Below are 22,610 nucleotides of genomic sequence, written 5' to 3'. Positions count from 1 at the left end.
ATCCCGCAACCATGCTGGAAAAGACGTTCACGCCCGCGGCCATCGAAGCCAAATGGTATGCTCATTGGGAACAGAAGGACCTGTTCCGCCCTTCCCGCCCCGATGCCGACCCCTTCACCATCGTGCTGCCCCCGCCCAATGTCACGGGCACGCTGCACATCGGCCACGCGTTGGATCAGACACTGCAAGACATTCTGATCCGATGGCAGCGGCTGAAGGGCAAGGACGCGCGCTGGGTGGTCGGCACCGATCACGCCGGTATCGCCACGCAGATGGTGGTGGAACGCACCATCGCTTCGCAGGGCCTCACCCGTCAGGGCCTCGGCCGGCAGGCCTTCCTGAACCATGTGTGGGAATGGAAGGAACAGTCGGGCGGCGCCATAACCCGCCAGATGCGCCGGCTGGGCGCCAGCGCGGACTGGTCCAACGAACGCTTCACCATGGATGAAGGCTTCAACAAGGCCGTGATCGAGGTGTTCGTGCGGCTCCACGAAGCGGGCCTCATCTACCGCGACAAGCGCCTCGTGAACTGGGATCCGAAGTTCCAGACCGCCATTTCAGACCTCGAAGTCGAAACGCGCGAGACGCAGGGGCATTTCTGGCACCTGCGCTATCCGCTGGCAGACGGGTCCGGCCATCTCGTGGTGGCGACCACGCGGCCCGAAACCATGCTGGGCGACACCGCCGTCGCCGTGAACCCTTCGGATGGCCGCCATGCCCATCTGATCGGGCAGAAGATCGCGCACCCGCTGACCGGTCGGCTGATCCCCATCGTGGGGGACGAGTGGGCCGATCCCGAACTGGGCTCCGGCTGCGTGAAGATCACGCCTGCGCACGATTTCAACGATTGGCAGGTCTATGAACGCCACAAGGAAATCGGCTGGATCAACATCCTCGATTCACAGGCGAATATCCTGGCGGATGAAAGCATCCCCCAGGCCTATCGCGGGCTGGACCGCTTCGAAGCCCGCAAGGCCATTGTCGCCGATCTGGATGCGCTGGGCCTGCTGGAACGGGTTGAGGACAAGGTCATCCAGACCCCTTACGGCGACCGTTCGGGCGTGGTGATCGAACCCTGGCTGACGGACCAATGGTATATCGACACCAGCAAGCTCGCGGTCGAGGCCCGCGAAGCCGTCACCGATGGCCGCACCAGCTTCGTGCCGAAGGCCTGGGAAAAGACCTATTTCAACTGGATGGACAATATCCAGCCCTGGTGCATCTCCCGCCAGCTCTGGTGGGGGCATCGCATCCCGGCCTGGTTCACGCCGGATGGCGCTGTCATCGTCGCCCGCTCCGAAGCCGAAGCACAGGCGAAGGCCGGTGCCGGTGTGCCGCTGCGGCAGGATGAAGACGTCCTCGATACCTGGTTCTCCTCCGGCCTCTGGCCGTTCGTCACGCTGGGCTGGCCCGAACAGTCCGCCGATCTGGCGCGCGGCTACCCCGGCAGCGTGCTCGTCACCGGCTTCGACATCATCTTCTTCTGGGTCGCCCGGATGATGATGTTCGGCCTGAAGATCATGGAAAAGGTCCCCTTCGAAACCGTCTACATCCATGGTCTCGTGCGCGACGCGAAGGGCCAGAAGATGTCAAAGTCCAAGGGCAACACCGTCGATCCGCTGGAACTGATCGACCGTTACGGCGCCGATGCGCTGCGCTTCACAATGGCCGCCAGCGAAACCCAGGGCCGTGACGTGAAGTTCGATGAAAAGCGGGTGGAAGGCTATCGCAACTTCGCCACCAAGCTGTGGAACGCCGTCCGCTTCGCGCAGGCGCAGGGCATTTCCGCCGCCGCAGGAACCCCAACGGCCACCCTCCCCGTCAACCGCTGGATCCTCGCGGAAACCGCACAGGCCGCCGCCGATGCCGAAGCCGCGCTGTCGGCCTTCCGCTACGATCAATATGCGCTGGGCCTCTACCAGTTCGTCTGGAGCCGCTTCTGCGACTGGTATCTGGAACTCATCAAGCCGCTCCTTGCCGAAGGTGGAGAGGCCGCGGACGAGACAAAAGCCGTGGCAGGCTGGGTGATCGATCAGATCCTCATTCTCCTCCACCCTGTCATGCCCTTCATCACCGAAGAGCTTTGGCACGCGCAGGGCGAACGCCGCACAGACCTGATCCTGGCCGAATGGCCCGCTCTCCAGCCTGCCGAAGATCCCGCCAGCAGAGAAATCGCCTGGCTGATCGATCTCGTCTCGGCGATCCGCTCCGCCCGCACCGAACTCAACGTGCCGCCGGTCGCAAAGCTCGTTCTTCACGCGACAGAGGCGGACGAAGCGCTGATCGCTCGGCTGCAAGGCCAGCTTCCCGCGCTCGAACGCCTCGCCCGCATCGAAGCCCTGTCCTTCGCACCGCCGCCCGCAGGCGGCTCGGCACAGATTGTGGTCGAAGGCCGCACCTATGCCCTGCCTCTCGAAGGCGTAATCGATCTCGCCGCCGAAAAGGCCCGGCTGTCAAAGGCCGCCGAACAAGCCGAAAAGGAAGCCGCCGCGCTCAACGGCCGCCTCTCCAATCCCGGCTTTGTCGAGCGCGCCAAGCCGGAAGCCGTGGAAAAGGCCCGCGAAGACCATGCCGCCCGGACAGCCGAGGCCGAACGCCTCCGCGCAGCGCTGGCCCGGCTGGGCTGAAAGCCCCTCCCCTGTCAGGGGAGGGGTTGGGGTGGGGGCCATCCGCCAAAGCTGCGCCGGCATCTTGCCCCAGTGAACAGAAACAGAAGAGCGCGCAGGCAAAGCCTGCGCCGTCGGACGGATCGGCGATAGTGATCGCCGATTCCGCCGGCCGATCGCGTCTGTGAGTCTGCGAGTCAGCGCTTTCGCGCTGATCGCGGCCCCCTACGCTTCCGGCAGCGGCTTCGGCGCATGCTCCAGCCGCGGCGACGGCGGCGCATGGCGCACCAGCAGCAGATACATCACCGGCGTCACGATCCGGCTCAGCAGGGTTGATGAAATCAGGCCGCCGATAATCACCCAGGCCAGCGGCGCATAAAGCCCTGAGCCCGACAGCGCGAGCGGCAGCAGCGCCAGCACGGCGGTCACGCTCGTCAGCAGCACCGGCAGAAAACGCACCTCGCCGGCCCGCTCGATCGCCTCGCGCAGCTCAACGCCCTGCTGGCGCAGCTGGGTGGTGAAATCCACCAGCAGGATGGAGTTCTTGATCTCGATCCCGATCAGCGCGACGAAACCGATGATCGCGTTGAAGCTGATCGAATTGCCCGTCAGCCAAAGGGCGATAAGCCCGCCGAACATGCCCAGCGGCACCACGCCCGCCACAACGATCGTCTCGCGGAAACGGCCGAATTCCAGCACCAGCACACCAAAGATCGAAAAGGCCACGAACAGGATCACGCCGCCCAGCCCGCCGAAGCTCTCTTCCTCTTCCGCCGCCTCGCCGCCCTGCACGAAGCCATAGCCCGGCGGCAGCTTCATCGCCTTCAGCCTGGCCCCAACCTCCTCGTTCACCTTCGAAGTGAGATAGCCGTCCGAAACATGGGCGGTCAGGCCCACGCTGCGCTGCTGGCCATATCGGTCGATGGCGGCCGGTCCACCCGTCAGCCGCGGCGTGGCGATCGCCGGCAAGGGCACCGCATCACCGGCCGCCGTCGGCACAAACACCCGTTCCAGCGCTGACACATCCTGCAGTGCCCCCAGCCGTTCACCGGGCGCCACGCCAGTGAAGCCGGGCTGCGGCAGGCGCACCACCACATCATAGCTGTCGCCCTCCGCGTCGCGGTATCGGCCCGCCGTCTCCCCTGCCAGCGCCAGCCGGGTCACCCGCCGGGCGTTTGCCGGCGCCACGCCCAGCAGGGCGGCCTTGTCGGCATCCAGCCCCAGGTCTAGATCCAGCCGATCGAAAGCCAGCGGGTTGCGGACGTCGCGCGTCCCCGGCACCGCGCGCATGATCGCCTCGGCTTCCAGCGAATACCGCCGCAGCAGGTCAAGATCGGGCCCGGTCAGGAACCACTGGATGGGGGCGTCGATCGGCGCACCATTCTGATAGGGGTTCAACTGGATACGGGCGCCCGGCCAGGTTTCGAACTTCGCCCGCAGGCGGCTGTAAAGCGCCGGCGTTTCCACCGGATCCCATTCGGCCAGCGTTCCGGCGACCATGCCGATGTTGGATTGCTGGCTGATCTCGGCCTTGTTGTAGAAGATCTGCGGATTGCCCCGCCCCACATTCGCCATCCGGTTCTGCACCAGCGGCTCCGCGGCCAGGGTCTGCTCCACGAAGGCGACCGCCCGCTCGGTCGCGGCCGTGTCCGTGCCCTTCGAAGCCTCGATCTCCACCTGGAAATAAGAGGCATCGGCCGGCGGGAACAGGCTGGTCCCCAGCACCGGGATCAACCCCAGCGCCGCCACGCACAGGGCTGTCGCCGCCAGGAAGGTGGTGCGCGGATTCTCCAGCGCGCGATGCAGGATCGGGGCATAGATCCGCTGGATTCCGCCATCCACGGCCTGCAGCACCCTGTTCCCGTGCGGATCGCTGTCTTTCGGCAGGATCCGGGATGCCAGGAAGGGAATGATCGTCAGCGAAACCAGAAGCGACGCAATCACCGTGGACATCACCGCGATCGGCAGCCCCCGGATGAACATCCCCGCCCCACCCGGCAACGCCGTCAGCGGCAGGAAGGCCAGCACGATCACCGCCGTGCAGCCCACCACCGCCACCGCGATCTGCTGCGTGCCCGCCAGCGCCGCGGCTGTCCGCGAATAGCCCATGCGCAGATGGCGGGAGATATTCTCCACCACCACGATCGAATCATCGACCAGGATGCCCAGCGCCACGATGAAGCCCGTGATCACCAGCTGGTTCAGCGTGAAGCCCGACACCAGCATCACGAACATCCCGATCGCCAGACTCAGCGGCACGGACACCATCACCACCAGCGACGCGCGCGGCCCCAGTGGCAGCAGCGTCAGCAGCACCAGCGCCAGCGCCAGCCCGAAATCGCGCGCCAGCAGCGCCAGCTTGCGCTTCACGTCCAGCGACTGGTCGAACGCCAGCTCCAGCTTCATGTCAGGCGGCAGCGTCCGGGCATAGGCAGCCGCCGTCGCCGTCAGCGCGCGCTCCACATCCAGCACGTTCACGCCATCCTTCTGGGTCGCCGTCACCCAGATCGCCCGCTTGCCGTTGAAGCGGGTCGCATGGGTGCGTTCCGCCGTCGCCCATTCCACGCTGGCGACATCGCCCACCCGAACCACGCGCCCGTTCACCGCCCGCAGCGGCACGGCCTTCACGTCCTCCACGCTTCGGAATGCGCCGCCCGCCTTCAGGTTCAGCCGCTGGTCGCCGGATCGGATCGGCCCCGGCGGTGTATCGGTTCCGCCTACCCGCAGCGCATCCGTCACCTGCGTCACCGGAATCCCCAGTTCCGCCAGGCGTCCCAGATCCAGCGACACGCGCATTTCCGGCTTCGGCACACCCCAGACGGCCGCCACCCGCACCCCCGGCTGGCGCTGGAATGCTTCCTTCAGATCCTTGCCCACCTTCTCCATGCGTCGCCACGAAGCGGTGTCGGAAACGATGGCATATTGCGCAACCACGGCCTCCGTCGTGCGGAAGCGGCGGAATTCCAGCCGCTGAAGACCCGAGGGCAGATTTGCGCGGATGGCGTTCACCTCGCGCACCACCTCATCGAAGTTCCGGTCCGGGTCCGATCCCCACAGGAACTGCGCGGTGATCACCGCCTGCCCGTCCAGCGAACTGGATTCGATCTTGTCGATGGCGTCCAGTCCGGCCACCGCATCCTCGATCGGCTTCGTCACCGTCTGCTCGATATCGGCCGGGTCGGCCCCCGGCAGGATCGCCAGGATCAGCACGAAGGGTGCCTTGAAGGTGGGATCCACCGATCGCGGGATGGTCAGGAAGGCCTGCGCGCCCAGCGCCGCGATCAGGCTGAACAACACCAGTGTCACCTGCCAGCGGTGAACGGCAAAGGCGATCAGGCTGTTCAGCATGTGGCGGTCAACGCGCCTCTGCCTGAACCACTTTCACCGCCTGCCCCTCGGACAGCCGGTCGACGCCAGTGGCCACGATCCGGTCCCCCCGCGCCAGGCCAGACAGGATTTCAACCCCGTCGGCGGAAACCCGGCCCAGGCGCACCATCCGCGCCCCCACCTTCCGGGTCGCCGGATCAAAGCGCCACACAAAGCCTTCATCGGCCCGCGCGGCGAACAGTGCGCTGGCGGGAATCGCAAGGGCGGCGGCCGGCGCCCCGGCCCCGCTCAGGGCCACGTCGGCGATCAGTCCGGATCTCAGAGCGGGATCGGCAGGCAGCGCGAACTCCACCTGGAAGGTGCCCGTGGCCGGATCGGCCCGGCCCGCTATCTCGATGATACGTGCCTTCATCGGTGGGGCCGCGCCGTCGCGGAAGGTCACGTCAGCCACATCGCCGGCCGACAGGGCTGCTGCCCGCCCCGCGGGAAAGGGCACGCGCACCACGAAGCCGCTCGAAAATTCACCCAGCGTCAGCACCGGCGATCCGGCCGCGACCGTCTGCCCCGGTTCGGCCAGACGCGCCAGGATCACCCCTGCGGCCGGTGCCGTGATGGTGGAAAACCGCTGGCTGAAGCGCGCGCCGCTCAATTCGGCCCTGGCGGCCTCCGCCGTCGCTTCGGCAGCCTCCACCCGCGCCTTCGAAACCCAGCCCTTCGCAGCCAGATCGCGCTGGCGGCGCAGTTCGGCATCGGCCTGACGGCTTCGCACGGCGGCCGCCTGTGCCTGCGCATCGATCGCAATCCGATCCAGAGAGGCCAGGACCTGCCCGGCCCGAACCCTGTCACCCTCGCGCACCTGCACGCTGCGAACCCGTCCGTCGTTCACGAACGCCAATGGGGTTTCTCGCCGCAGGCGCACCGTGCCCGTGGCCTGTGTCGCCAGCGACAGCTCCGTACGTCCCACCTGGTGCAGCGAAACAGGCTGGGCGGGCGGGGGCGATGGCGCCTGATCGGAACTGCCACAAGCCGAAGGCGCCATTCCAAGCAGACAAGCCAGCAGCAGGGCTTTCCGCCCGCTGCGAATCGCACCGCCCCGATCCCGTTCGCATCGTTGCAAACTCGCCCCCCGTCCTCGCCCGCCCGTTCCGATTTGGGCAGGACTCAGATTCTAACGCGGCCCAAGCCCGCGCACCAGCAGTATCTGAGCCACACTCGGAACAGGATTCCATCTCGCTGGAAAGTGCATCCATAGGTATTATCCTATGGATGCACAGATTTCTTGCGCCTTATTCCTATTCCTCTATGGTCAACGCATCCAGTCGGAGGCTCAGCGACGTGCGCGCGCCATCAAGTTCGACCATCCCGGTCCGCGTGACCTGCAGGTCGGCCAGAAAATGTCCGGTCAGGACCGGCGCGGATTCCGCCTCCCAGCCCGCAAGGCCCTCCTCCAGCGCGGCCAGTGCAGACGCCTCCCCTTCCAGCCGGATGTCCACGCGGTGGCGCGTGCCCGAAAATGTCAGGCTCGCCCAGGGCGCTTCGCCGAAATCCTCGATGATCAGCAGCGGCGTCTCCGTCCGCGTCCCGACGCCGGCATCGCCTTCCGGCACAGCATCGTGCGGTGTCGGCCCTGCAGCCCATTTGCGGATCTCGCGCAAAAGGCTGGCGGAAACCTGCGTCAGGCCAACCCGCATCAGCCGTGCCTCCGGCTGTGGTGCTGTGCGCCCTTCTGCGCAGGCAGGCTGCGCAGCACCTGTTCGATATGGCGTTTCACCCGCTCTTCCACTCGCCGGCCGGGCTGCCGCCCCCGACGCAGGTCATGCACCAGGCGCGGGTCCTTCACGCTGTCCCGTCCAAAACGCGACGGCGGCACATTCGAAAGTCTCAGACAGGTCTCGATCGCATGCAGCAACGACATGAAAGGAATCCTCCACATGTCGACCCCGGTGTCGATCCGGCCGAATTGCCCGGAGGCCCCGCCGCCTTCCGAATCGACAAGGTCCAATCTGATTGTGATTTTCCTACTAGTCTAGGTAAAAACTTATGGTAAATAGGAATCAGCGGTCATCCAGCGAGGAGAGTGGGCAGGTGCCCGACCAGGCAATCCGCGAACAGCTCGACGATCTGATCCGGAAGTCCGGTCAGGGTTATGCCGAAATCTCCCGCCTGCTCGGCCGCAACCCAGCCTATATCCAGCAATATATCCGGCGCGGCGTGCCCCGCCGCCTCGGAGAGATGGAGCGCCGGATCCTCGCACAGCATTTCAGCGTTCCCGAAAGCCTCCTCGGCGCCCCGCCCGCTCCGATCGGTCTGCAACCGGATCCAGCCAGTCACCCCCTGCTCGATATCGGCTATGCCGGCGGCGTCCCGGGCGGCATCCTGCTCGATAGCCGCCTGCTTCCCGGCCTCGCCCCGGCTCAGGCCGCAAATCTCGTCGCGCATGTGGTCGAAGGCGACTCGATGGCGCCCACCCTGCTTTCAGGGGATCATCTGCTGGTGGATCAGGGCAATGCCGCGCTCACGCGCGACGGCCTCTATCTGATCGAAACCGAATCGAGCCCCGCCGCGCGCCGGCTCGCGATCAACCCGGTCACACGCCACGTCGCGATCCTGTCCGACAACGCGGCCTACCCGTCCTATCCGGATTGCGATCCATCGGTGATCCGGGTTCTTGGGCGCGTCATCTGGGTAGCCCGCGCCCTGGCCTGAAACAGGCGCCCTGCGCGATCAGCTCCGCCGGCGAAACTGCAGCGCCAGGGCAAGAAGGCCGCCGGCGCCCAGCCCGATCACGGCCCCCGCCGAAGGCTGGCCGATGAAGAGGCCGACAGCAAGGCCCACGATCAGGCCCGGAAACAAGAGCACGCCATAACCGTAATCGCGCATCGGGAAACCTGCTGTCAGGAAAGTGGGGCGACCGACGGGTCTCGAACCCGCAACCTCCGGTACCACAAACCGGCGCTCTAACCAATTGAGCTACGGTCGCCGCAAGAACCGCCGGGCATCCCGGCAGGAAGGTCGTGGCCCATAGGGCGAGGAACGGCCGGACGTCAAGCAGATGCAGACCCTGTCAGGGCCAGATTCAGGGGCGAGCATCGAACATCTGCACCAGAAACGTCCGCAAACGCTCAGCCGCCGGGCTTGCGCCGTCCCTCGCCTCCACCCAGGTCACAGCATCCGGCAGCGCGGGCAGTCCGTCTGCCTCTGTCAGCCGATGTGGTCCGGATGCCAGGCCCCCACCCGGCAGCGGGCCGACGCCCAGCCCTGCCGCCACCGCCGCCTGCATCGTCCAGCGAGAGCCGGCCTCGAAAACAGGCACCCAGGCCAGGCCGGCCGACTCCAGGGCCGCCACCGCACCCGCCCGTGCGGGATCGCCCCCCATCGGCAGCACCAGCGGCAATGGCGACGCCGAATCCCCAAGCGACTGAACCGTTTCGGATCCTTCGGCGACACACCAGGTCAGCGTCTCGCGCATCAACTCATCCGCGCCCTGCGGCGCCCTGCCAAGGCCGGTGGACAGGACCAGGTCGGGCTCGGCATCGACAGCCCCATCCGGGGTGGTTGCCACCTGCAACCGAACAAGCGGAAATGCGCGCTGGAAACGGGCCAGCACAGATGTCAGATGCTGCCCGGCAAAGCCGTCCGGGGCCCGCAGCAACACATCGCCCTCCACATCCGGCTCCACCAGGCGGCCGACAAGCTCGTCGTTCGCCGCCAGGATGCGCCTCGCATAGGACAGAAGCATGACTCCGGCCTCCGTCGGCTCCACGCCGCGCCCGCCGCGTTCGAACAGGCGTGTCTCCAGTTGTTCTTCCAGGCGTTTCATCTGAAGGCTGATGGCGGATTGGGTGCGGGCCATGCGGACCGCCGCCCGCGTGAAGCTCTTCGTTTCAATGATCGTCACGAAGCTGCGCAAAAGATCCATGTCGATATTGCGCTGATGCGGCATTGATACTCTCCACATGGGCAGCAACTCGAATCACTTGCTGCCCGGAGTTCGAAGAAAGCCGAGAAACCCGGCCGTCTTCAAGCCTCAGGAGGTTTGATGCACGTCACATCATCATGATTTACGCTCCGCCCGATCGAGCGGAAGAACATTCTTTTCTCCGGTCGCCGGAAACAATCCGAATCCGCTGATTATTTGGCCACGTTATAGGCAAGGCTGGCGTCATCCAGCTGGAAGCCAACCAGAACTTCGAAGCTCGCCGCGCGCACCGCCGCGCGGACCTGCGGATCCGACAGCGGGTCAACCAGCGCGTCGGGCTCGTCCGGCCGGCGTTCGCGCGTGATCCGTTCCTGCACCTCCTGCGGCAGCGTCACCGCAGACCGATGCACCTGCGCCTGCGCCCCGCCCCGGGCTTCGGCGCGCAGCTGGCCTTCCGGAAACTCCAGCATCACGCCCGTAACCTGCTTGGAAACCAGCACATTGCCGCCCTGCGCAAGCGCCACGAAGATCGGCAGATAGACCTGGCGGGCAGGCCCCGGCTTGCGGCGTTGCGCCGTCACCTTGAAGCTCACGTCGGTGGACAGATACTCGGCCGTCTCGGTGCAGTTGCCCACCACGTCCGAAAGCTGCGCCGTCACGTCGATGGCGTCGGCATCGCGGCTCTGGGGCGGATCGAACTTGGTCACGCTGCCGACATAGGCGGGTACGGCGACCGCCGGGCAGGAAGACCGCTTCACAAGCAGGGGGTTGCGGTTGCAGCCGGTCAGCGCGAGCGCCGAAACCAGGAGCCCGACAGCCAGAAAGGACTTCGACAAGTTGAGGCTCTCCTCATTAGCCCGCCCCCGGGTTCATCACAGTCGGGGCAGGCCCGCAGCGAACCCCGTCCTTAGGCGGGCGACGCACCGCTGGGAAGGGGCTTCATGAGGGGGGCAAACTCCGTTAAGGGCAGCCCATGTCCTCTTCCCCCGCCTCCACCCCCCACGCCGCCCCGCTGCGTGTTCTCGTCGCCGCACCCCGTGGTTTCTGCGCCGGCGTCGAACGCGCAATCCAGATCGTGGAGCTCGCGCTCGAAAAGCATGGCGCGCCTGTCTATGTCCGGCACGAAATCGTCCACAACCGCTTCGTGGTCGACAGTCTCAAGGCCAAGGGCGCCGTCTTCGTGAAGGAGCTGGACGAGGTTCCCGATGGCGCGCAGGTCATCTTCTCCGCCCATGGCGTGCCCAAATCCATCCCCGCCACCGCGCAGGAACGCGGGCTCGACTGGCTCGACGCCACCTGCCCCCTCGTCTCCAAGGTGCATCGCCAGGCCGAACGGCTGGTGGATCAGGGCCGCCACATCCTGTTTGTCGGCCACGCCGGCCACCCGGAAGTGATCGGCACCTTCGGTCAGGTCCCCGAAGGCTCCATGACACTCATCGAAACGGTCGAGGATGCCGAAACCGTTTCGCCCCCCACAAGCGAGCTGGGCTTCCTCACCCAGACGACGCTGTCGGTTGACGACACCGCCGAAATCGTCGCCACGCTCCAGCGCCGCTTCCCGTCCCTCATCGGCCCCAAGGGCGAAGACATCTGCTACGCCACCTCCAACCGGCAGACGGCGGTCAAGGCAATCGCCGCGCAGTGCCAGCTGGTGCTGGTGATCGGCGCGGAAAACAGCAGCAACTCCCAGCGGCTGCGCGAAGTCGCGGCCCGCGAAGGCGCGCAGGCCCGCCTCATCCAGCGCGCCGCCAGCATCGACTGGGCCTGGTTCGAAGGCGTGGAAACCGTCGGCCTCACCGCCGGCGCCTCGGCGCCGGAAGTGCTGGTGCAGGAAGTGCTGGATGCCCTGAAGGATCGCTTCAGCGTCTCGATCGAGGAAGTCACGACCGCCACCGAACAGGTGGTCTTCAAGCTGCCCCGCGCCCTCGTCGTCGCCTGATCCCCCGCCATGGCCGTCTACACCGAAGTCCCGGCGGAGGCGCTGGAAGCCTTTCTGTCGCGCTATGAAACCGGGGCGCTCGTCTCCGCGAAGGGCATCGCGGAAGGGGTCTCGAACAGCAATTTCCTGATCGAAACGGAAACCGCCCGCTACATCCTCACCCTCTATGAACGGCGGATCGACCTTTCCGACCTGCCCTGGTTCATCGCCCTGATGGAGCATCTGGCGGATGCCGGCCAGCCGGTCCCCCGCCCCATCCGCGACAGGTCCGGCGCGGCGATCCAGCAGCTCGTCGGCAAGACAGCCTGCCTCATCCAGTATCTGCCCGGCGTCTCCGTCTCCGCGCCAACCGCCGCGCAGGCCCGCGCCGCCGGCGCCGCGCTCGCGCAGCTGCACGTCGCGGGCGCCACCTACTCGGCGGAACGTCCCAACGCACTCGGCCTTGCCCACTGGCAGGCCAGCGCCGCCGAACTCGGCGCCGGGCTCGACAGCATCGAACCAGGCCTCGCCGGCACCGTCGCCCGCCGTCTCGATGTGCTCGCCGCCGGCTGGCCAGCCGATCTTCCGCGCGGCACCATCCACGCCGATCTCTTTCCAGACAATGTCCTGATGCTGGGCGAAACCGTCACCGGCCTCATCGACTTCTATTTCGCCTGCACCGATCTCTACGCCTATGATCTCGCCGTCCTGCACGCCGCCTGGGCGTTCCCCAGGGATGGCCGCGCTCCGTTGATGGCCCATGCCCGCGCGCTGTTCGAAGGCTATGAAGCGGTTCGCCCCCTCACCGATGCCGAACGCACCGCCTTCCCGCTGCTGGGCCAGGGCGCAGCGCTCCGCTTCCTCCTCACCCGCGCGCAGGATTGGCTTGCGCCCCCGTCCGATGCGCTCGTCCAGCGCAAGGATCCCCTCCCCTTCGTCCGCAGGCTCGCCCATTATGCCAGCCTTGCCTGAAGTCCGCATCACCACCGATGGCGCCTGCAAGGGCAATCCGGGCCCTGGCGGCTGGGCCGCGATCCTCCAGTGGAATGGCACGGAAAAGATCCTCAGTGGCGCGGAACGGCTCACAACCAACAACCGCATGGAAATGACAGCCGCGATCCGGGCGCTCGAGGCGATGAAGCGCCCGTCCAGCATCATCCTCGTCACCGACAGCAAATATCTGCTGGACGGGATTACCAAATGGATTCACGGCTGGAAACGCAACGGCTGGCGCAACGCTGCGAAGGATCCGGTCAAGAACGACGATCTGTGGAAGGCCCTGGATCTCGCCGTCCGTCCGCACAACATCCACTGGGAATGGGTAAGGGGCCATACGGGGCACCCCCTGAACGAACGGGCGGACGCGCTCGCGAACGAGGCGATCGCCGCCATGCTCCAGACACCGAAGGATCACTGAATGGCATCCGGTCTGCTTCTCCTTCTCGACGACGTCGCCGCGATCGCCAAGGTCGCAGCCGCTTCCCTCGATGATGTCGCGGCCGCCACCGCCAAGGCCGGGGCTAAATCGGCAGGTGTCGTGATCGACGATGCCGCCGTCACGCCCACCTATGTCACCGGCTTCAAGCCCGAACGCGAACTCCCCATCATCTGGAAGATCGCCAAGGGCTCGCTGCGCAACAAGCTCCTCTTCCTCACCCCCGTCTTCATTGCGCTCGCCGCCTTCCTGCCGCAGGCGCTCACCCCGCTGCTGATGCTCGGCGGCGCCTTCCTCTGCTTCGAAGCCGCTGAAAAGGTGATGGAAAAGCTGGGCCTGCACCAGCACGCCGAAGGCCATGATCCCGACAGCCCGATCCTGCTGGAACCCGTCGAACTTGAATCGAAGATGGTCAACGGCGCCATCCGCACCGATCTCATCCTGTCGGCCGAAATCCTCGCCATCGCCCTTGGCGAACTGGGCAACCTGCCGCTCGCCACCACGGCAGGCGCGCTTGTGGGCGTCAGCTTCGCGGTCACCATCCTCGTCTATGGCGGCGTCGCCCTCATCGTGAAGATGGATGATGTCGGTTTGCATCTCGCCACCCGGCCGAACGAGGCGTCGAAGGCCGTCGGCCGCGGTCTCGTCGCCGCGATGCCGAAACTGCTCGCCGCCCTCTCCGTCATCGGCACCGCCGCAATGGCATGGGTCGGCGGCGGCATCGTGCTGCACGGCATGGAAGTCATCGGCTTCTGGCCCGCCCTGCCCCACGCCCTCCATGGCTGGGCGCAGGCCGTCGCCACCCTGTCGCCAGTGCTTCAGGGCGCCATCGAATGGACTGTCCATGCCGCCTTCGCGGGCATCTTCGGCCTGATTCTCGGCGCGATCATCGCCCAGGCCGTCACGCTCGTCGCGAAGCTGAAGCCGGCGAAATCCGCACACTGACGGGAAATGCGGGTTGAAACCCGCAGCCCGCGCGCTGAAACTTCCGAAACAACGGAATCTGGGGAGAGAGAGATGGCCACCACCCGCGAAATCCACCTGAAGAGCCGCCCTGTCGGCGTGCCCGGCGCCGAACATTTCGAGCTGGCGACGGTCGATCTGCCCGCCCCCGGTCCCGGCGAAGTGCAGGTGCGCAATCACTTTATGTCGGTCGACCCCTACATGCGCGGCCGCATGTATGATCGACCCTCCTATGTGCCGCCCTTCCAGGTCGGCAAGGTGCTGGAAGGCGGTGCGGTGGGCGAAGTCGTCGCGTCCAATGATCCCGGCTTCAAACCCGGCGACATCGTTTCCTCGATGCTCGGCTGGCGGGAAGGCTTCAACGCCCCGGCCGCCGCCCTCACGAAGCTGCCCGCCATCGAAGGCGTGCCGGTTCAGGCCTATCTCGGCATCCTCGGCATGCCGGGGCTCACGGCCTGGTCGGGCCTCACGCAGATCGGGGAACCGAAGCCGGGCGAAACCGTCTTCGTCTCCGGCGGGGCAGGCGCCGTTGGCTCCGCCGTCGCCCAGATCGCGAAGATCAAGGGTTGCACCGTCGTCGCCACGGCCGGCACCGATGCGAAATGCGCCTGGCTGAAGGCCGCCGGCATCGATCACGCCATCAACTACAAGACCTGCGGCAACCTCCTCGCCGCCGTGCGCGAAGCCGCGCCCAAGGGCATCGACGTCTATTTCGACAATGTGGGCGGCGAACATCTGGAAGTGGCGCTTGAACTTGCCCGCCCGTTCGCACGGCTCGTCGAATGCGGCATGATCGCGAACTACAACGCTACCGAACCCACGCCCGGCCCGCGCAACATCATGTATGTGGTGGGCAAGTCCATCCGGATGCAGGGCTTCATCGTCACCCAGTTCGCCAGCCTGCAACCGCAGTTCCTGGCCGAGATGAGCGGCTGGATCCAGCAGGGCCGGATCCGCTGGGAAGAAACCGTGTTCGAAGGCATCGGCAAGGCGCCGGACGCCTTCATCGGCCTCTTCTCGGGTTCGAACACCGGCAAGATGCTCGTGAAACTGGCGTGAAGGCCTGGCCCCTGCTGCTGGCGGCGGCTCTCGCCGCCTGCGGCAGGCCCGCCCCTGCCCCTGTCCCGCCGCCGGGCCGCGCCCCGGCGCTGAAAGCTTTTACCGATCTCAACCGGGACCCGGCCCAGTGCCGCGCCGCACTGGAACGCACGGGCATCCGCCCGACAATCCTGCCGGGCCGCGCCGGGCCCGGCGGTTGCGGCTATGGCTGGGCCGTCAGCCGCCAGCCTGCGCCGCCCGGAAACCCGCGCTGGCTGCCGGATCAGCCGGCAACCAGCTGCGCTGTCGCCGCGGCCCTCACCTTGTGGGAGCGCGACGTCCTCCAGTCAGCCGCCCGCCGCCACCTTGGCGAGCCCGTCGCCGCCATCCGCCATTTCGGCGGCTATGGCTGCCGCCCGATCAGCAACCGCCCCGGCGCTCAGCTGTCCGAACATGCCCGCGCCAATGCCATCGACATCGCAGGCTTCCGCCTCGCCTCCGGTCGGGAAATAAACCTCCTGAAAGACTGGAACGGAAACGCCGCCCAGCGCGCATTCCTGCGCGAAATCCGCACCGGCGCCTGCCGCTATTTCGGCACCACCCTCTCACCGGATTATGATGCGCCGCACGCCGATCATCTGCATTTTGATCAGGCCGCCCGCGCCCAGCCCTTTTGCCGCTAGCGGTTCGCGACCCCCTCGTCCCCCCAGGGGGGCGGCGGCGGCGTCACAGGCTTCGTCAGGTCGAACTCCACCCGGAACAGCCGCCCCGGCCGCTGCAGCTGATAGGCGAACATCCGCCCCGGCACATGCGTCACCGTCCAGACATTGGCGGCCGATTGCGGAACCCCCTGTGCCACGAACATCTGCTTCGAATGCGCGTCGGCCGGAAACGCCACCTGCCAGCCCCCGCCCGGCAACGGCTGCGCGGGGCCGGCGCTCTCCCCGCCATAATATGTGCGCGCATCCAGCGATCCGTCGGCATGCCGATGCCGGTGCTTCAGCCGGAAGCGCCCGTCTATGGCCGTCAGGAACCAGGTCCGCGACCGGTCATCCCCCACATGGAAGGGAATCTGCACCTCGCCCGCATCGCACACCCGCACATGCATGATCAGCGGCTTGCCCGCCATGTCGGCGTCGGCGGGGTCGGTCGTCACCACGCGCCCGGCATAGGCGGCCCCGCAAAGGGGGCGAACAGGCTCAAGCGGGTCGGAAACGGCCGCGGCGGCAAGCATCATCAGCATCATCATGGACGCAGCCTCGCACAACCCGGCACCCGGCGCCACTGCTAGCGCGTTGCCCGGCGGCATCGAACCGGCTATGCCCGGATTTCAGTCTCAAGGAATATGAACATGTCCCGCCGCCGCCAGATCTACGAGGGCAAGGCCAAGATCCTCTATGAGGGGCCTGAGCCCGGAACGCTCATCCAGTATTTCAAGGATGACGCCACCGCCTTCAACGCCCAGAAGAAGGGTACGATCTCCGGCAAGGGCGTCCTCAACAACCGCATTTCCGAGCACCTCTTCACCCTGCTCGGCAACATCGGCATCCCCACGCACTTCATTCGCCGCCTCAACATGCGCGAACAACTGGTTCGCCAGGTTGAAATTATTCCGATCGAAGTCGTTGTGCGCAACGTCGCCGCCGGCTCGCTCTCCAAGCGCCTCGGCATCGAGGAAGGCACCCAGCTCCCGCGCACCATCCTGGAATATTATTTCAAGGACGACGCGCTCGGCGATCCGATGATCACCGAAGAACATGTCGCCTGCTTCGGCTGGGCCGGCCAGGACGAACTGGCCGACATCGTCGACATGGCAATCCGCACCAATGATTTCCTCACTGGCCTTTTCGCCGGAATCGGCATCCGGCTGGTGGACTTCAAGCTAGAGTTCGGCCGCCTGTGGGAGGATGACTACAGCCGCGTGATCCTGGCGGACGAAATCAGCCCCGATGGCTGCCGCCTGTGGGACATGAAAACCAACGAAAAGATGGACAAGGACCGCTTCCGCCGCGACCTCGGCGGAGAGGTGGAAGCCTATCAGGAAGTGGCGCGCCGCCTCGGCCTGCTTCCCGAAGGCTCCGATGGCTCGGTCCTCGATCTCGACGAAGCCCGCAAGGCCCGCAACACGCAATGAAACGGATGATGGTGGCCGGGGCGGCGCTTCTGGCGGCGCCCCTTCTCGCGCAGACAGCCGGCCTCACGGATCTGCCGCGCCTGATGACACCGCGCGCCGTCGCCTCGCTGCCCGCCGCCGCGCCCGCCGAAACCATCCGCTACGGCGAGGGTCCCAGCCAGTTCGTCGAACTGTTCCTGCCGAAGCCCTCGTCGGAAACGCCGGATGCCCCGCTTCCGGTCGTGGTGATGATCCATGGCGGCTGCTGGCGGCAGCAGGTCGCCGGCCCCGAACTGCTTCGCCCGGCCGCGGGCGCCTTCCTCGACAAGGGCTATGCCGTCTGGTCCATCGGCTACCGCCGCATCGATGAGGACGGCGGCGGCTATCCCGGTACCTACCAGGATGTCGCGAAGGCCATCGATCTCATCCGCGACCATGCCGAAGCCCGCAAACTGGATCTCGGCCGCGTCGTTTTCTTCGGCCACTCGGCGGGTGCCCATCTCGCGCTCTGGGCCGCCGGCCGCGGCAAGATCGCCACCACCAGCCCGCTCCACGGCGAAAACCCGCTGAAACCGCGCGGGGTCGTCTCGGTCGGCGGCCTCGGCTCGCTCGCCAACTGGTCGGCCGAAATCGACACGCTCTGCGGCGCGGACACAGTGGAAAAGCTCGCCCCCAAAAAAGCCGAGGATGGCAGCGAACGTGCCGACGACCTCCGCTTCGCAGACACCAGCCCCGAAAGGCTTCTGCCCTTCGGCGTGCCCGTGGTGATGCTGCACGGCGTCTATGACGCCGCCGCCTTCCCGGCCATCGGCCTCGATTTCGCCCAGGCCGGCCGCAAGGCCGGTGACAAGGCGGATATCTGGCTCGCCCCGGTCGCCGGCCATTTCGAAGTCATCGCACCGGGCACCCGCCCCTTCGCCCAGGCGCTCACCGCCGTGGATCGCTTCGCGCAGTAAACCCGGCTGTGCCGGCTAGCGAACCCGACGCACGAATGTCTGGTTGTCCCGCCGTTCCACCTGGAAATGCGGGATCCTTCCAATCAGGTCGGAAAGCCTGGAGGCACCATAGTTTCGCGCATCGAACGAGGATCGGTTGCCCGCGCGCTGGCCCACCTCGCTCAAAGAAGCAAAGCCGTTCTCGTCCCGCTTCGAAGCCTTCCAGGCATCGGTCAGCAACGCCACGACTTCTTCATCCACCACCTTCGGCTTCGCTTCGCCGCTCTCCTTGTCGGCGGGCAGCCGCATGACATCGATGAACCGGGAACAGGCCTGACGGAAACTCAGGGGCGTCTTCTCCGTCCCGAATCCGTAAACCTGCAGCCCATTCTGCCGCAGCCGCATCACCAGTGGCGCGAAATCGCTGTCAGACGACATGATGCCGAACCCGTCGACCCGTCCCGAATAGAGAAGATCCATGGCATCGATCACCATCTTCATGTCGGTGGCGTTCTTGCCCTTCGTCACGTCGAATTGCTGCTGCGGCTCGATGGCATACTGATGCGCCAGGCCGGACCAGCCCGAAAGCGCGCTCTTGCTCCAGTTCCCATAGGCCCGGCGGATGTTCACCGCACCCAGCTCGGCCAGCACCGTCAGCACGGAGTCGATCGCTGCGGGCGACGCATTGTCCGCATCGATCAGCAGCGCGATGTTCGCCGTTCCATTCGCCATCCGGCTTCCCTTCCCCTGGTGTTTGGCGCATAGGCACGCCCCATGAAAGCCCGAGTCACCGTTTCGCTCAAGCCCGGCGTCCTCGATCCGCAGGGCCGCGCCATCCATCACGCCCTCGAAGGCCTCGGCTTCCCGCAGGTGGAAGATGTGCGCGTCGGCAAGGTGATCGAGCTCGACGTGGCCGATGGCACCACAGAGGATCAGGTGGCGGATATGGCCCGCAAGCTGCTCGCCAACACCGTGATCGAGAATTTCAAGGTGGAACTGGCGTGAAAACCGCAGTCGTCGTCTTCCCCGGCTCCAACTGCGATCGCGATCTCGCCGTCGCGCTGGAACTGGTGACGGGCGTGAAGCCCGCCATGCTCTGGCACGACGACAGCGAACTGCCGTCCGGCCTCGAACTCATCGCGCTGCCCGGCGGCTTCAGCCACGGGGACTATCTGCGTTCCGGCGCAATCGCCGCCCGCAGCGCCATCATGCGCGAAGTGATCGCGGCGGCTGGTCGGGGCACCCCGGTGCTCGGCATCTGCAACGGCTTCCAGGTCCTCACCGAATCAGGCCTGCTGCCGGGTGCGCTGATGCGCAACGCCGGCCTCGATTTCGTCTGCCGCGACGTGAAGCTGGAAGTCGTCACGGCCGAAACCCCGTTCACGCAGCGTTATCAGCCCGGCGAAACCATCACGATCCCCGTCGCCCACCACGACGGCAACTTCCAGGCCGACGCCGACACGCTGGATCGCCTGGAACAGCAGGGCCAGGTCGCCTTCCGCTACGCCGAGGACGTCAACGGCTCCGCCCGCAACATCGCCGGCATCCTGAACGCGCAAGGCAATGTGCTGGGCATGATGCCCCACCCCGAACGCGTGGTGGAACAGGCCCACGGCAACCAGGACGGCCGCAGGCTCTTCGAAGGCCTGCTCAGCGTCCTCGCCTGAAAATCCGCGCCCGCGCGAGCCCCGTCAGCACGGCCGGCACGCCCATTCCCACATGGATGTGAAGCGCGCCCTTCGAATCACACCTTCGTCCGGAACGGCGTGAAATCCGTTTCCACGTCGAACACGTCCAGCCCCTCGCGGTTCTTGATCCAGCCTACCACCTGATAGGTCACCGGCGTCAGCACCACTTCCCACAACACCTTCATCAGATAGTTGGTCGCCATCACCGTCAGCACCAGCTTCGTCTCCCACACGCCCAGGAAGGCGATCGGATAGAAGATCAGGCTGTCCACCCCCTGCCCCACCACGGTCGAGCCGATGGTGCGCGTCCAAAGCATCCGCCCCTTCGTCCACACCTTCATCCGCGCCAGCACGAAGGCATTGGCGAACTCCCCGGCCCAGAAGGCCAGAATGGAGGCCGCGAAGATCCGCGGCGCCTGTCCCATCACGTTCGCCAGCGCGTCCTGTCCCTGCCAGTCGGGCGCAGGCGGAAAGGCCACCACGGTCGCCGCCATCCCCGCTGCGAACACCGATGCCGCAAAACCAACCCACACCACGCGCCGGGCGCGGGCGTAACCATAAACTTCTGTCAGAACATCGCCCAGTACATAGCTGAGGGGAAAGAACAAAATTCCCGCACCAAAGGTCACCGCCCCCAGCAGGGGCAGGTTCACCTGCGCCACCTTCCCCGCCCCGATCAGGTTGGAACAGATCAGGATCACCGCGAAGGCCGCCATGCAATAATCATAATATTTCAGCCGCCGCCCCACGATGGCGCCGGCTTCGATGGCACGAATGCCCTCGGGCTCCTCGACCGTCAGTCCTTCAACCCTCTGCTCCGTCACGCAGCGCCCCTTCCGATTCTCCCTCACAGCTTGGCCCAGCCCCTTCACCCGCGCAACTGTTCCTGTTATGTTCCGCCCATGCAACCCCTGCGCTGGCTCTATCTCGATCTCAACAGCTATTTCGCCAGCGTCGAACAACAGCTGAACCCGCATCTGCGTGGGCTGCCCATCGCCGTCGGCCCCGAACGCATCGACAGCGGCACCATCATCGCCGCCAGCTATCCGGCCAAGGCGTTCGGCATCCGCACCGGCATGCGCGTGGACGAAGCCCGCCGCCTCTGCCCGCACCTCATCTTCTGCGGCGGCGATCACGGCCGCTACACCGAATTCCACAACCGCATCGTGGAAGAGGTGTGGCGCCACATCCCCGTCACCCAGGTCTGCTCCATCGACGAAGTCGCCTGCCGCCTGCTCGACAATGAAAACAGCCCGGAACAGGCCCTCGCGCTGGCCCGCCGCATCAAGGCCGGCATCCGGGAACGGGTCGGCGAATGCCTCACCTCCTCCATCGGCATCGCCCCGTCCCGCCTCATCGCCAAGATGGCGGCAGACATGCAGAAGCCGGATGGCCTCACGCTGCTGAAGTCCACCGATCTCCCCCGCGCCCTGCTTCCACTCCCCCTGCGCGACATCCCCGGCATCGGCGCGAAGATGGAAGCGCGCCTCAACGCCCGCGGCATCCACACCATGGCAGACCTGCTCGCCCAGGATCCGCAGTCCGCCACCGCCAGCTGGGGCTCCGTCGTCGGCGCCCGCCTCTGGTATGCGCTCCACGGCCGCGACATGCCCGAACGCCCGCAGCAGAGCCGCTCCATCGGCCACAGCCATGTCATCGCCCCCGATATCCGCTCGCTCGAAACCGCCCGGGAAACCGCCCGCCGCCTGCTGCTGAAGGCCGCCAGCCGGCTGCGCCGCGCCGAATGCGTCACCTGCCACCTCACGCTTCACGCCCGCTTCGAATCCCGCCGTGGCTGGCATGCCACGGTGAAGTTCGCCCCCACGGATGACAGCTTCCCCCTGCTCGACGCCCTCACCCTGCTCTGGCCCCGCCTCGCGCGGGAAATCGGCAACGATCGCATCCGGGTCATCGGCGTCACGCTGGATGATATCCGCCCGGCCGTCGGCACCCAGCTCAACCTGTTCGATGCCCCGTCCCGCCCCACGCTCCGCATCGCCCGCGCGATGGACGTCCTGAACGAAAAATTCGGCCGCAACACCGTCACGCTGGGGTCCATGCCCAAGGGCCGCGCCGGCCTCATCGGCACCAAGATCGCCTTCACCCGAATCCCCGATGCAGCGGAGTTCAACGACTGAACCGCAGCCTGCCCGCCGGGCCCGGGCGAAATCTTCAGCCGTCCGTCATCTTTGCCATGCGCGCGTCGATCTCCGCGTTGGACACATCCTCCACATGCGTCGCCAGCGTCCAGCGGTGCCCGAACGGGTCCACGATCTGGGCGCTGCGGTCGCCCCAGGGCTTGGTGTCCAGCGGATGAAGCGCCTTCGCACCAGCCGCCAGCGCACGGGCATGCGCCAGGTCCACGTCCGCCACATAGACCAGCAGGCTCACCGTCGTCCCGCCCCGGCTTGCCGGTCCCAGGATATCCATGTCCGGAAATTCATCCGCCAGCATGAAATGCCCGCCGCCGATCGCCAGTTCGGCATGGCCCACCTTGCCGTTCCAGGCCATCCGGTATTTCAGTTGGGCATCCAGCGCGCGTACATACCATTCGATGGCGGCGTCGGCGTCCTTCACGGAAAGATAAGGCGTTACCCCGGCATAGCCCGCCGGCGGGTTCTGAACGGCCATTGCATTTCTCCTCCACCCGGAAAAGAACATAAGCGGA

At 66.3% G+C, this 22,610-nt stretch carries 24 protein-coding genes and 1 tRNA gene; 13 read left to right on the top strand and 12 right to left on the bottom strand.

Annotation, left to right across the window (positions count from 1 at the left end; genetic code table 11):
* Positions 1 to 11 precede the first annotated feature (11 nt).
* Positions 12 to 2,627, top strand: coding sequence for a valine--tRNA ligase (locus ACW9TV_RS09465; protein ID WP_494303233.1), 2,616 nt, complete (start codon positions 12 to 14; stop codon positions 2,625 to 2,627).
* A gap of 204 nt (positions 2,628 to 2,831) precedes the next feature.
* Here ACW9TV_RS09465 and ACW9TV_RS09460 read toward each other — a convergent pair whose 3' ends face one another.
* The 4 genes from ACW9TV_RS09460 to ACW9TV_RS09445 all read right to left on the bottom strand — a co-directional run bounded on the left by ACW9TV_RS09460 (position 2,832) and on the right by ACW9TV_RS09445 (position 7,848).
* Positions 2,832 to 5,954, bottom strand: a complete 3,123-nt coding sequence (locus ACW9TV_RS09460) for an efflux RND transporter permease subunit (RefSeq protein ID WP_494303232.1) — start codon at positions 5,952 to 5,954, stop codon at positions 2,832 to 2,834.
* Between the two features lie 7 nt (positions 5,955 to 5,961).
* On the bottom strand, positions 5,962 to 6,897 hold the full coding sequence (locus tag ACW9TV_RS09455) for an efflux RND transporter periplasmic adaptor subunit (RefSeq protein ID WP_494303231.1): 936 nt from the start codon (positions 6,895 to 6,897) through the stop codon (positions 5,962 to 5,964).
* A 328-nt stretch (positions 6,898 to 7,225) separates the two neighbouring features.
* Positions 7,226 to 7,624: a hypothetical protein gene (locus ACW9TV_RS09450; protein ID WP_494303230.1), complete on the bottom strand. Its 399-nt coding sequence runs from the start codon at positions 7,622 to 7,624 to the stop codon at positions 7,226 to 7,228.
* On the bottom strand, positions 7,624 to 7,848 hold the full coding sequence (locus ACW9TV_RS09445; protein ID WP_494303229.1) for a hypothetical protein: 225 nt from the start codon (positions 7,846 to 7,848) through the stop codon (positions 7,624 to 7,626). The genes ACW9TV_RS09450 and ACW9TV_RS09445 overlap by 1 nt, the downstream gene beginning before the upstream one ends.
* A gap of 170 nt (positions 7,849 to 8,018) precedes the next feature.
* On the opposite strand from ACW9TV_RS09445, the gene ACW9TV_RS09440 reads away from it, so the two are divergent.
* Entirely contained in the window at positions 8,019 to 8,639 is a 621-nt protein-coding gene (locus ACW9TV_RS09440; RefSeq protein ID WP_494303228.1) for a S24 family peptidase, read from the top strand.
* Positions 8,640 to 8,657: 18 nt separating this feature from the next.
* Here ACW9TV_RS09440 and ACW9TV_RS09435 read toward each other — a convergent pair whose 3' ends face one another.
* The 4 genes from ACW9TV_RS09435 to ACW9TV_RS09420 all read right to left on the bottom strand — a co-directional run bounded on the left by ACW9TV_RS09435 (position 8,658) and on the right by ACW9TV_RS09420 (position 10,688).
* Positions 8,658 to 8,813: a hypothetical protein gene (locus ACW9TV_RS09435; RefSeq protein WP_494303227.1), complete on the bottom strand. Its 156-nt coding sequence runs from the start codon at positions 8,811 to 8,813 to the stop codon at positions 8,658 to 8,660.
* Between the two features lie 23 nt (positions 8,814 to 8,836).
* Positions 8,837 to 8,913 (bottom strand) — tRNA-His (locus ACW9TV_RS09430).
* A gap of 96 nt (positions 8,914 to 9,009) precedes the next feature.
* Positions 9,010 to 9,876 carry a LysR family transcriptional regulator gene (locus ACW9TV_RS09425; RefSeq protein WP_494303226.1) on the bottom strand — a complete coding sequence of 289 codons (867 nt, stop codon included), beginning with the start codon at positions 9,874 to 9,876 and terminating at the stop codon, positions 9,010 to 9,012.
* Between the two features lie 188 nt (positions 9,877 to 10,064).
* Entirely contained in the window at positions 10,065 to 10,688 is a 624-nt protein-coding gene (locus tag ACW9TV_RS09420; RefSeq protein ID WP_494303225.1) for a hypothetical protein, read from the bottom strand.
* 137 nt (positions 10,689 to 10,825) lie between these two features.
* Here ACW9TV_RS09420 and ispH point away from each other — a divergent pair, with 137 nt between their 5' ends.
* The 6 genes from ispH (at position 10,826) to ACW9TV_RS09390 (ending at position 15,889) form a co-directional block, all read left to right on the top strand.
* Positions 10,826 to 11,791, top strand: a complete 966-nt coding sequence (gene ispH / locus ACW9TV_RS09415; RefSeq protein WP_494303224.1) for a 4-hydroxy-3-methylbut-2-enyl diphosphate reductase — start codon at positions 10,826 to 10,828, stop codon at positions 11,789 to 11,791.
* Between the two features lie 9 nt (positions 11,792 to 11,800).
* Positions 11,801 to 12,742, top strand: coding sequence for a homoserine kinase (gene thrB / locus ACW9TV_RS09410; RefSeq protein WP_494303223.1), 942 nt, complete (start codon positions 11,801 to 11,803; stop codon positions 12,740 to 12,742).
* On the top strand, positions 12,726 to 13,187 hold the full coding sequence (rnhA, locus tag ACW9TV_RS09405) for a ribonuclease HI (RefSeq protein WP_494303222.1): 462 nt from the start codon (positions 12,726 to 12,728) through the stop codon (positions 13,185 to 13,187). The genes thrB and rnhA overlap by 17 nt, the downstream gene beginning before the upstream one ends.
* Positions 13,188 to 14,150, top strand: coding sequence for a DUF808 domain-containing protein (locus tag ACW9TV_RS09400; protein WP_494303221.1), 963 nt, complete (start codon positions 13,188 to 13,190; stop codon positions 14,148 to 14,150).
* Between the two features lie 72 nt (positions 14,151 to 14,222).
* Entirely contained in the window at positions 14,223 to 15,227 is a 1,005-nt protein-coding gene (locus ACW9TV_RS09395) for an NADP-dependent oxidoreductase (protein WP_494303220.1), read from the top strand.
* Entirely contained in the window at positions 15,224 to 15,889 is a 666-nt protein-coding gene (locus ACW9TV_RS09390) for an extensin-like domain-containing protein (RefSeq protein WP_494303219.1), read from the top strand. The genes ACW9TV_RS09395 and ACW9TV_RS09390 overlap by 4 nt, the downstream gene beginning before the upstream one ends.
* On the opposite strand, the gene ACW9TV_RS09385 is transcribed toward ACW9TV_RS09390, so the two are convergent.
* A complete protein-coding gene (locus tag ACW9TV_RS09385; protein ID WP_494303218.1) occupies positions 15,886 to 16,455 on the bottom strand; it encodes a hypothetical protein in 570 nt (189 codons plus the stop codon). The genes ACW9TV_RS09390 and ACW9TV_RS09385 overlap by 4 nt on opposite strands.
* A gap of 102 nt (positions 16,456 to 16,557) precedes the next feature.
* Here ACW9TV_RS09385 and purC point away from each other — a divergent pair, with 102 nt between their 5' ends.
* Both purC and ACW9TV_RS09375 read left to right on the top strand, forming a co-directional pair.
* Entirely contained in the window at positions 16,558 to 17,340 is a 783-nt protein-coding gene (purC, locus tag ACW9TV_RS09380; protein WP_494303217.1) for a phosphoribosylaminoimidazolesuccinocarboxamide synthase, read from the top strand.
* Positions 17,337 to 18,275, top strand: a complete 939-nt coding sequence (locus ACW9TV_RS09375; protein WP_494303216.1) for an alpha/beta hydrolase family protein — start codon at positions 17,337 to 17,339, stop codon at positions 18,273 to 18,275. Before purC ends, ACW9TV_RS09375 begins: the two co-directional genes overlap by 4 nt.
* 15 nt (positions 18,276 to 18,290) lie before the next feature.
* Here ACW9TV_RS09375 and ACW9TV_RS09370 read toward each other — a convergent pair whose 3' ends face one another.
* Positions 18,291 to 18,986, bottom strand: coding sequence for an NYN domain-containing protein (locus ACW9TV_RS09370; protein WP_494303215.1), 696 nt, complete (start codon positions 18,984 to 18,986; stop codon positions 18,291 to 18,293).
* 42 nt (positions 18,987 to 19,028) lie between these two features.
* Between ACW9TV_RS09370 and purS the strand changes: the two genes are divergently transcribed.
* Positions 19,029 to 19,259 (top strand): phosphoribosylformylglycinamidine synthase subunit PurS, encoded by a 231-nt coding sequence (gene purS / locus ACW9TV_RS09365; protein WP_494303214.1) that lies wholly within the window; start codon positions 19,029 to 19,031, stop codon positions 19,257 to 19,259.
* Positions 19,256 to 19,921, top strand: coding sequence for a phosphoribosylformylglycinamidine synthase subunit PurQ (purQ, locus tag ACW9TV_RS09360; protein WP_494303213.1), 666 nt, complete (start codon positions 19,256 to 19,258; stop codon positions 19,919 to 19,921). Before purS ends, purQ begins: the two co-directional genes overlap by 4 nt.
* Before the next feature lie 77 nt (positions 19,922 to 19,998).
* On the opposite strand, the gene ACW9TV_RS09355 is transcribed toward purQ, so the two are convergent.
* Positions 19,999 to 20,766: a queuosine precursor transporter gene (locus tag ACW9TV_RS09355; RefSeq protein ID WP_494303212.1), complete on the bottom strand. Its 768-nt coding sequence runs from the start codon at positions 20,764 to 20,766 to the stop codon at positions 19,999 to 20,001.
* 78 nt (positions 20,767 to 20,844) lie between these two features.
* Between ACW9TV_RS09355 and ACW9TV_RS09350 the strand changes: the two genes are divergently transcribed.
* A complete protein-coding gene (locus ACW9TV_RS09350; RefSeq protein ID WP_494303211.1) occupies positions 20,845 to 22,080 on the top strand; it encodes a DNA polymerase Y family protein in 1,236 nt (411 codons plus the stop codon).
* 34 nt (positions 22,081 to 22,114) lie between these two features.
* Here ACW9TV_RS09350 and ACW9TV_RS09345 read toward each other — a convergent pair whose 3' ends face one another.
* Positions 22,115 to 22,573 carry a VOC family protein gene (locus tag ACW9TV_RS09345; protein WP_494303210.1) on the bottom strand — a complete coding sequence of 153 codons (459 nt, stop codon included), beginning with the start codon at positions 22,571 to 22,573 and terminating at the stop codon, positions 22,115 to 22,117.
* Positions 22,574 to 22,610: the final 37 nt, after the last annotated feature.

Source organism: Sandaracinobacter sp. T42, from assembly GCF_059115405.1.
Note: the sequence above shows the minus strand (reverse complement) of the source record. Positions and strands in the feature narration are given on the sequence as shown.

What these genes read in the sequence shown, in the direction of transcription:
- ACW9TV_RS09350 (WP_494303211.1), top strand. Translation starts at nt 20,845, where the DNA reads ATGCAACCCCTGCGCTGGCTCTATCTCGATCTCAACAGCTATTTCGCC.
- ACW9TV_RS09425 (WP_494303226.1), bottom strand. Translation starts at nt 9,876, where the DNA reads ATGCCGCATCAGCGCAATATCGACATGGATCTTTTGCGCAGCTTCGTG.
- ACW9TV_RS09450 (WP_494303230.1), bottom strand. Translation starts at nt 7,624, where the DNA reads ATGCGGGTTGGCCTGACGCAGGTTTCCGCCAGCCTTTTGCGCGAGATC.
- ACW9TV_RS09395 (WP_494303220.1), top strand. Translation starts at nt 14,223, where the DNA reads ATGGCCACCACCCGCGAAATCCACCTGAAGAGCCGCCCTGTCGGCGTG.
- thrB (WP_494303223.1), top strand. Translation starts at nt 11,801, where the DNA reads ATGGCCGTCTACACCGAAGTCCCGGCGGAGGCGCTGGAAGCCTTTCTG.
- ACW9TV_RS09400 (WP_494303221.1), top strand. Translation starts at nt 13,188, where the DNA reads ATGGCATCCGGTCTGCTTCTCCTTCTCGACGACGTCGCCGCGATCGCC.
- ACW9TV_RS09460 (WP_494303232.1), bottom strand. Translation starts at nt 5,954, where the DNA reads ATGCTGAACAGCCTGATCGCCTTTGCCGTTCACCGCTGGCAGGTGACA.
- rnhA (WP_494303222.1), top strand. Translation starts at nt 12,726, where the DNA reads ATGCCAGCCTTGCCTGAAGTCCGCATCACCACCGATGGCGCCTGCAAG.
- ACW9TV_RS09385 (WP_494303218.1), bottom strand. Translation starts at nt 16,455, where the DNA reads ATGATGATGCTGATGATGCTTGCCGCCGCGGCCGTTTCCGACCCGCTT.
- ACW9TV_RS09465 (WP_494303233.1), top strand. Translation starts at nt 12, where the DNA reads ATGCTGGAAAAGACGTTCACGCCCGCGGCCATCGAAGCCAAATGGTAT.
- ispH (WP_494303224.1), top strand. Translation starts at nt 10,826, where the DNA reads ATGTCCTCTTCCCCCGCCTCCACCCCCCACGCCGCCCCGCTGCGTGTT.
- purC (WP_494303217.1), top strand. Translation starts at nt 16,558, where the DNA reads ATGTCCCGCCGCCGCCAGATCTACGAGGGCAAGGCCAAGATCCTCTAT.
- ACW9TV_RS09375 (WP_494303216.1), top strand. Translation starts at nt 17,337, where the DNA reads ATGAAACGGATGATGGTGGCCGGGGCGGCGCTTCTGGCGGCGCCCCTT.
- ACW9TV_RS09435 (WP_494303227.1), bottom strand. Translation starts at nt 8,813, where the DNA reads ATGCGCGATTACGGTTATGGCGTGCTCTTGTTTCCGGGCCTGATCGTG.
- purS (WP_494303214.1), top strand. Translation starts at nt 19,029, where the DNA reads ATGAAAGCCCGAGTCACCGTTTCGCTCAAGCCCGGCGTCCTCGATCCG.
- ACW9TV_RS09345 (WP_494303210.1), bottom strand. Translation starts at nt 22,573, where the DNA reads ATGGCCGTTCAGAACCCGCCGGCGGGCTATGCCGGGGTAACGCCTTAT.
- ACW9TV_RS09370 (WP_494303215.1), bottom strand. Translation starts at nt 18,986, where the DNA reads ATGGCGAATGGAACGGCGAACATCGCGCTGCTGATCGATGCGGACAAT.
- ACW9TV_RS09445 (WP_494303229.1), bottom strand. Translation starts at nt 7,848, where the DNA reads ATGTCGTTGCTGCATGCGATCGAGACCTGTCTGAGACTTTCGAATGTG.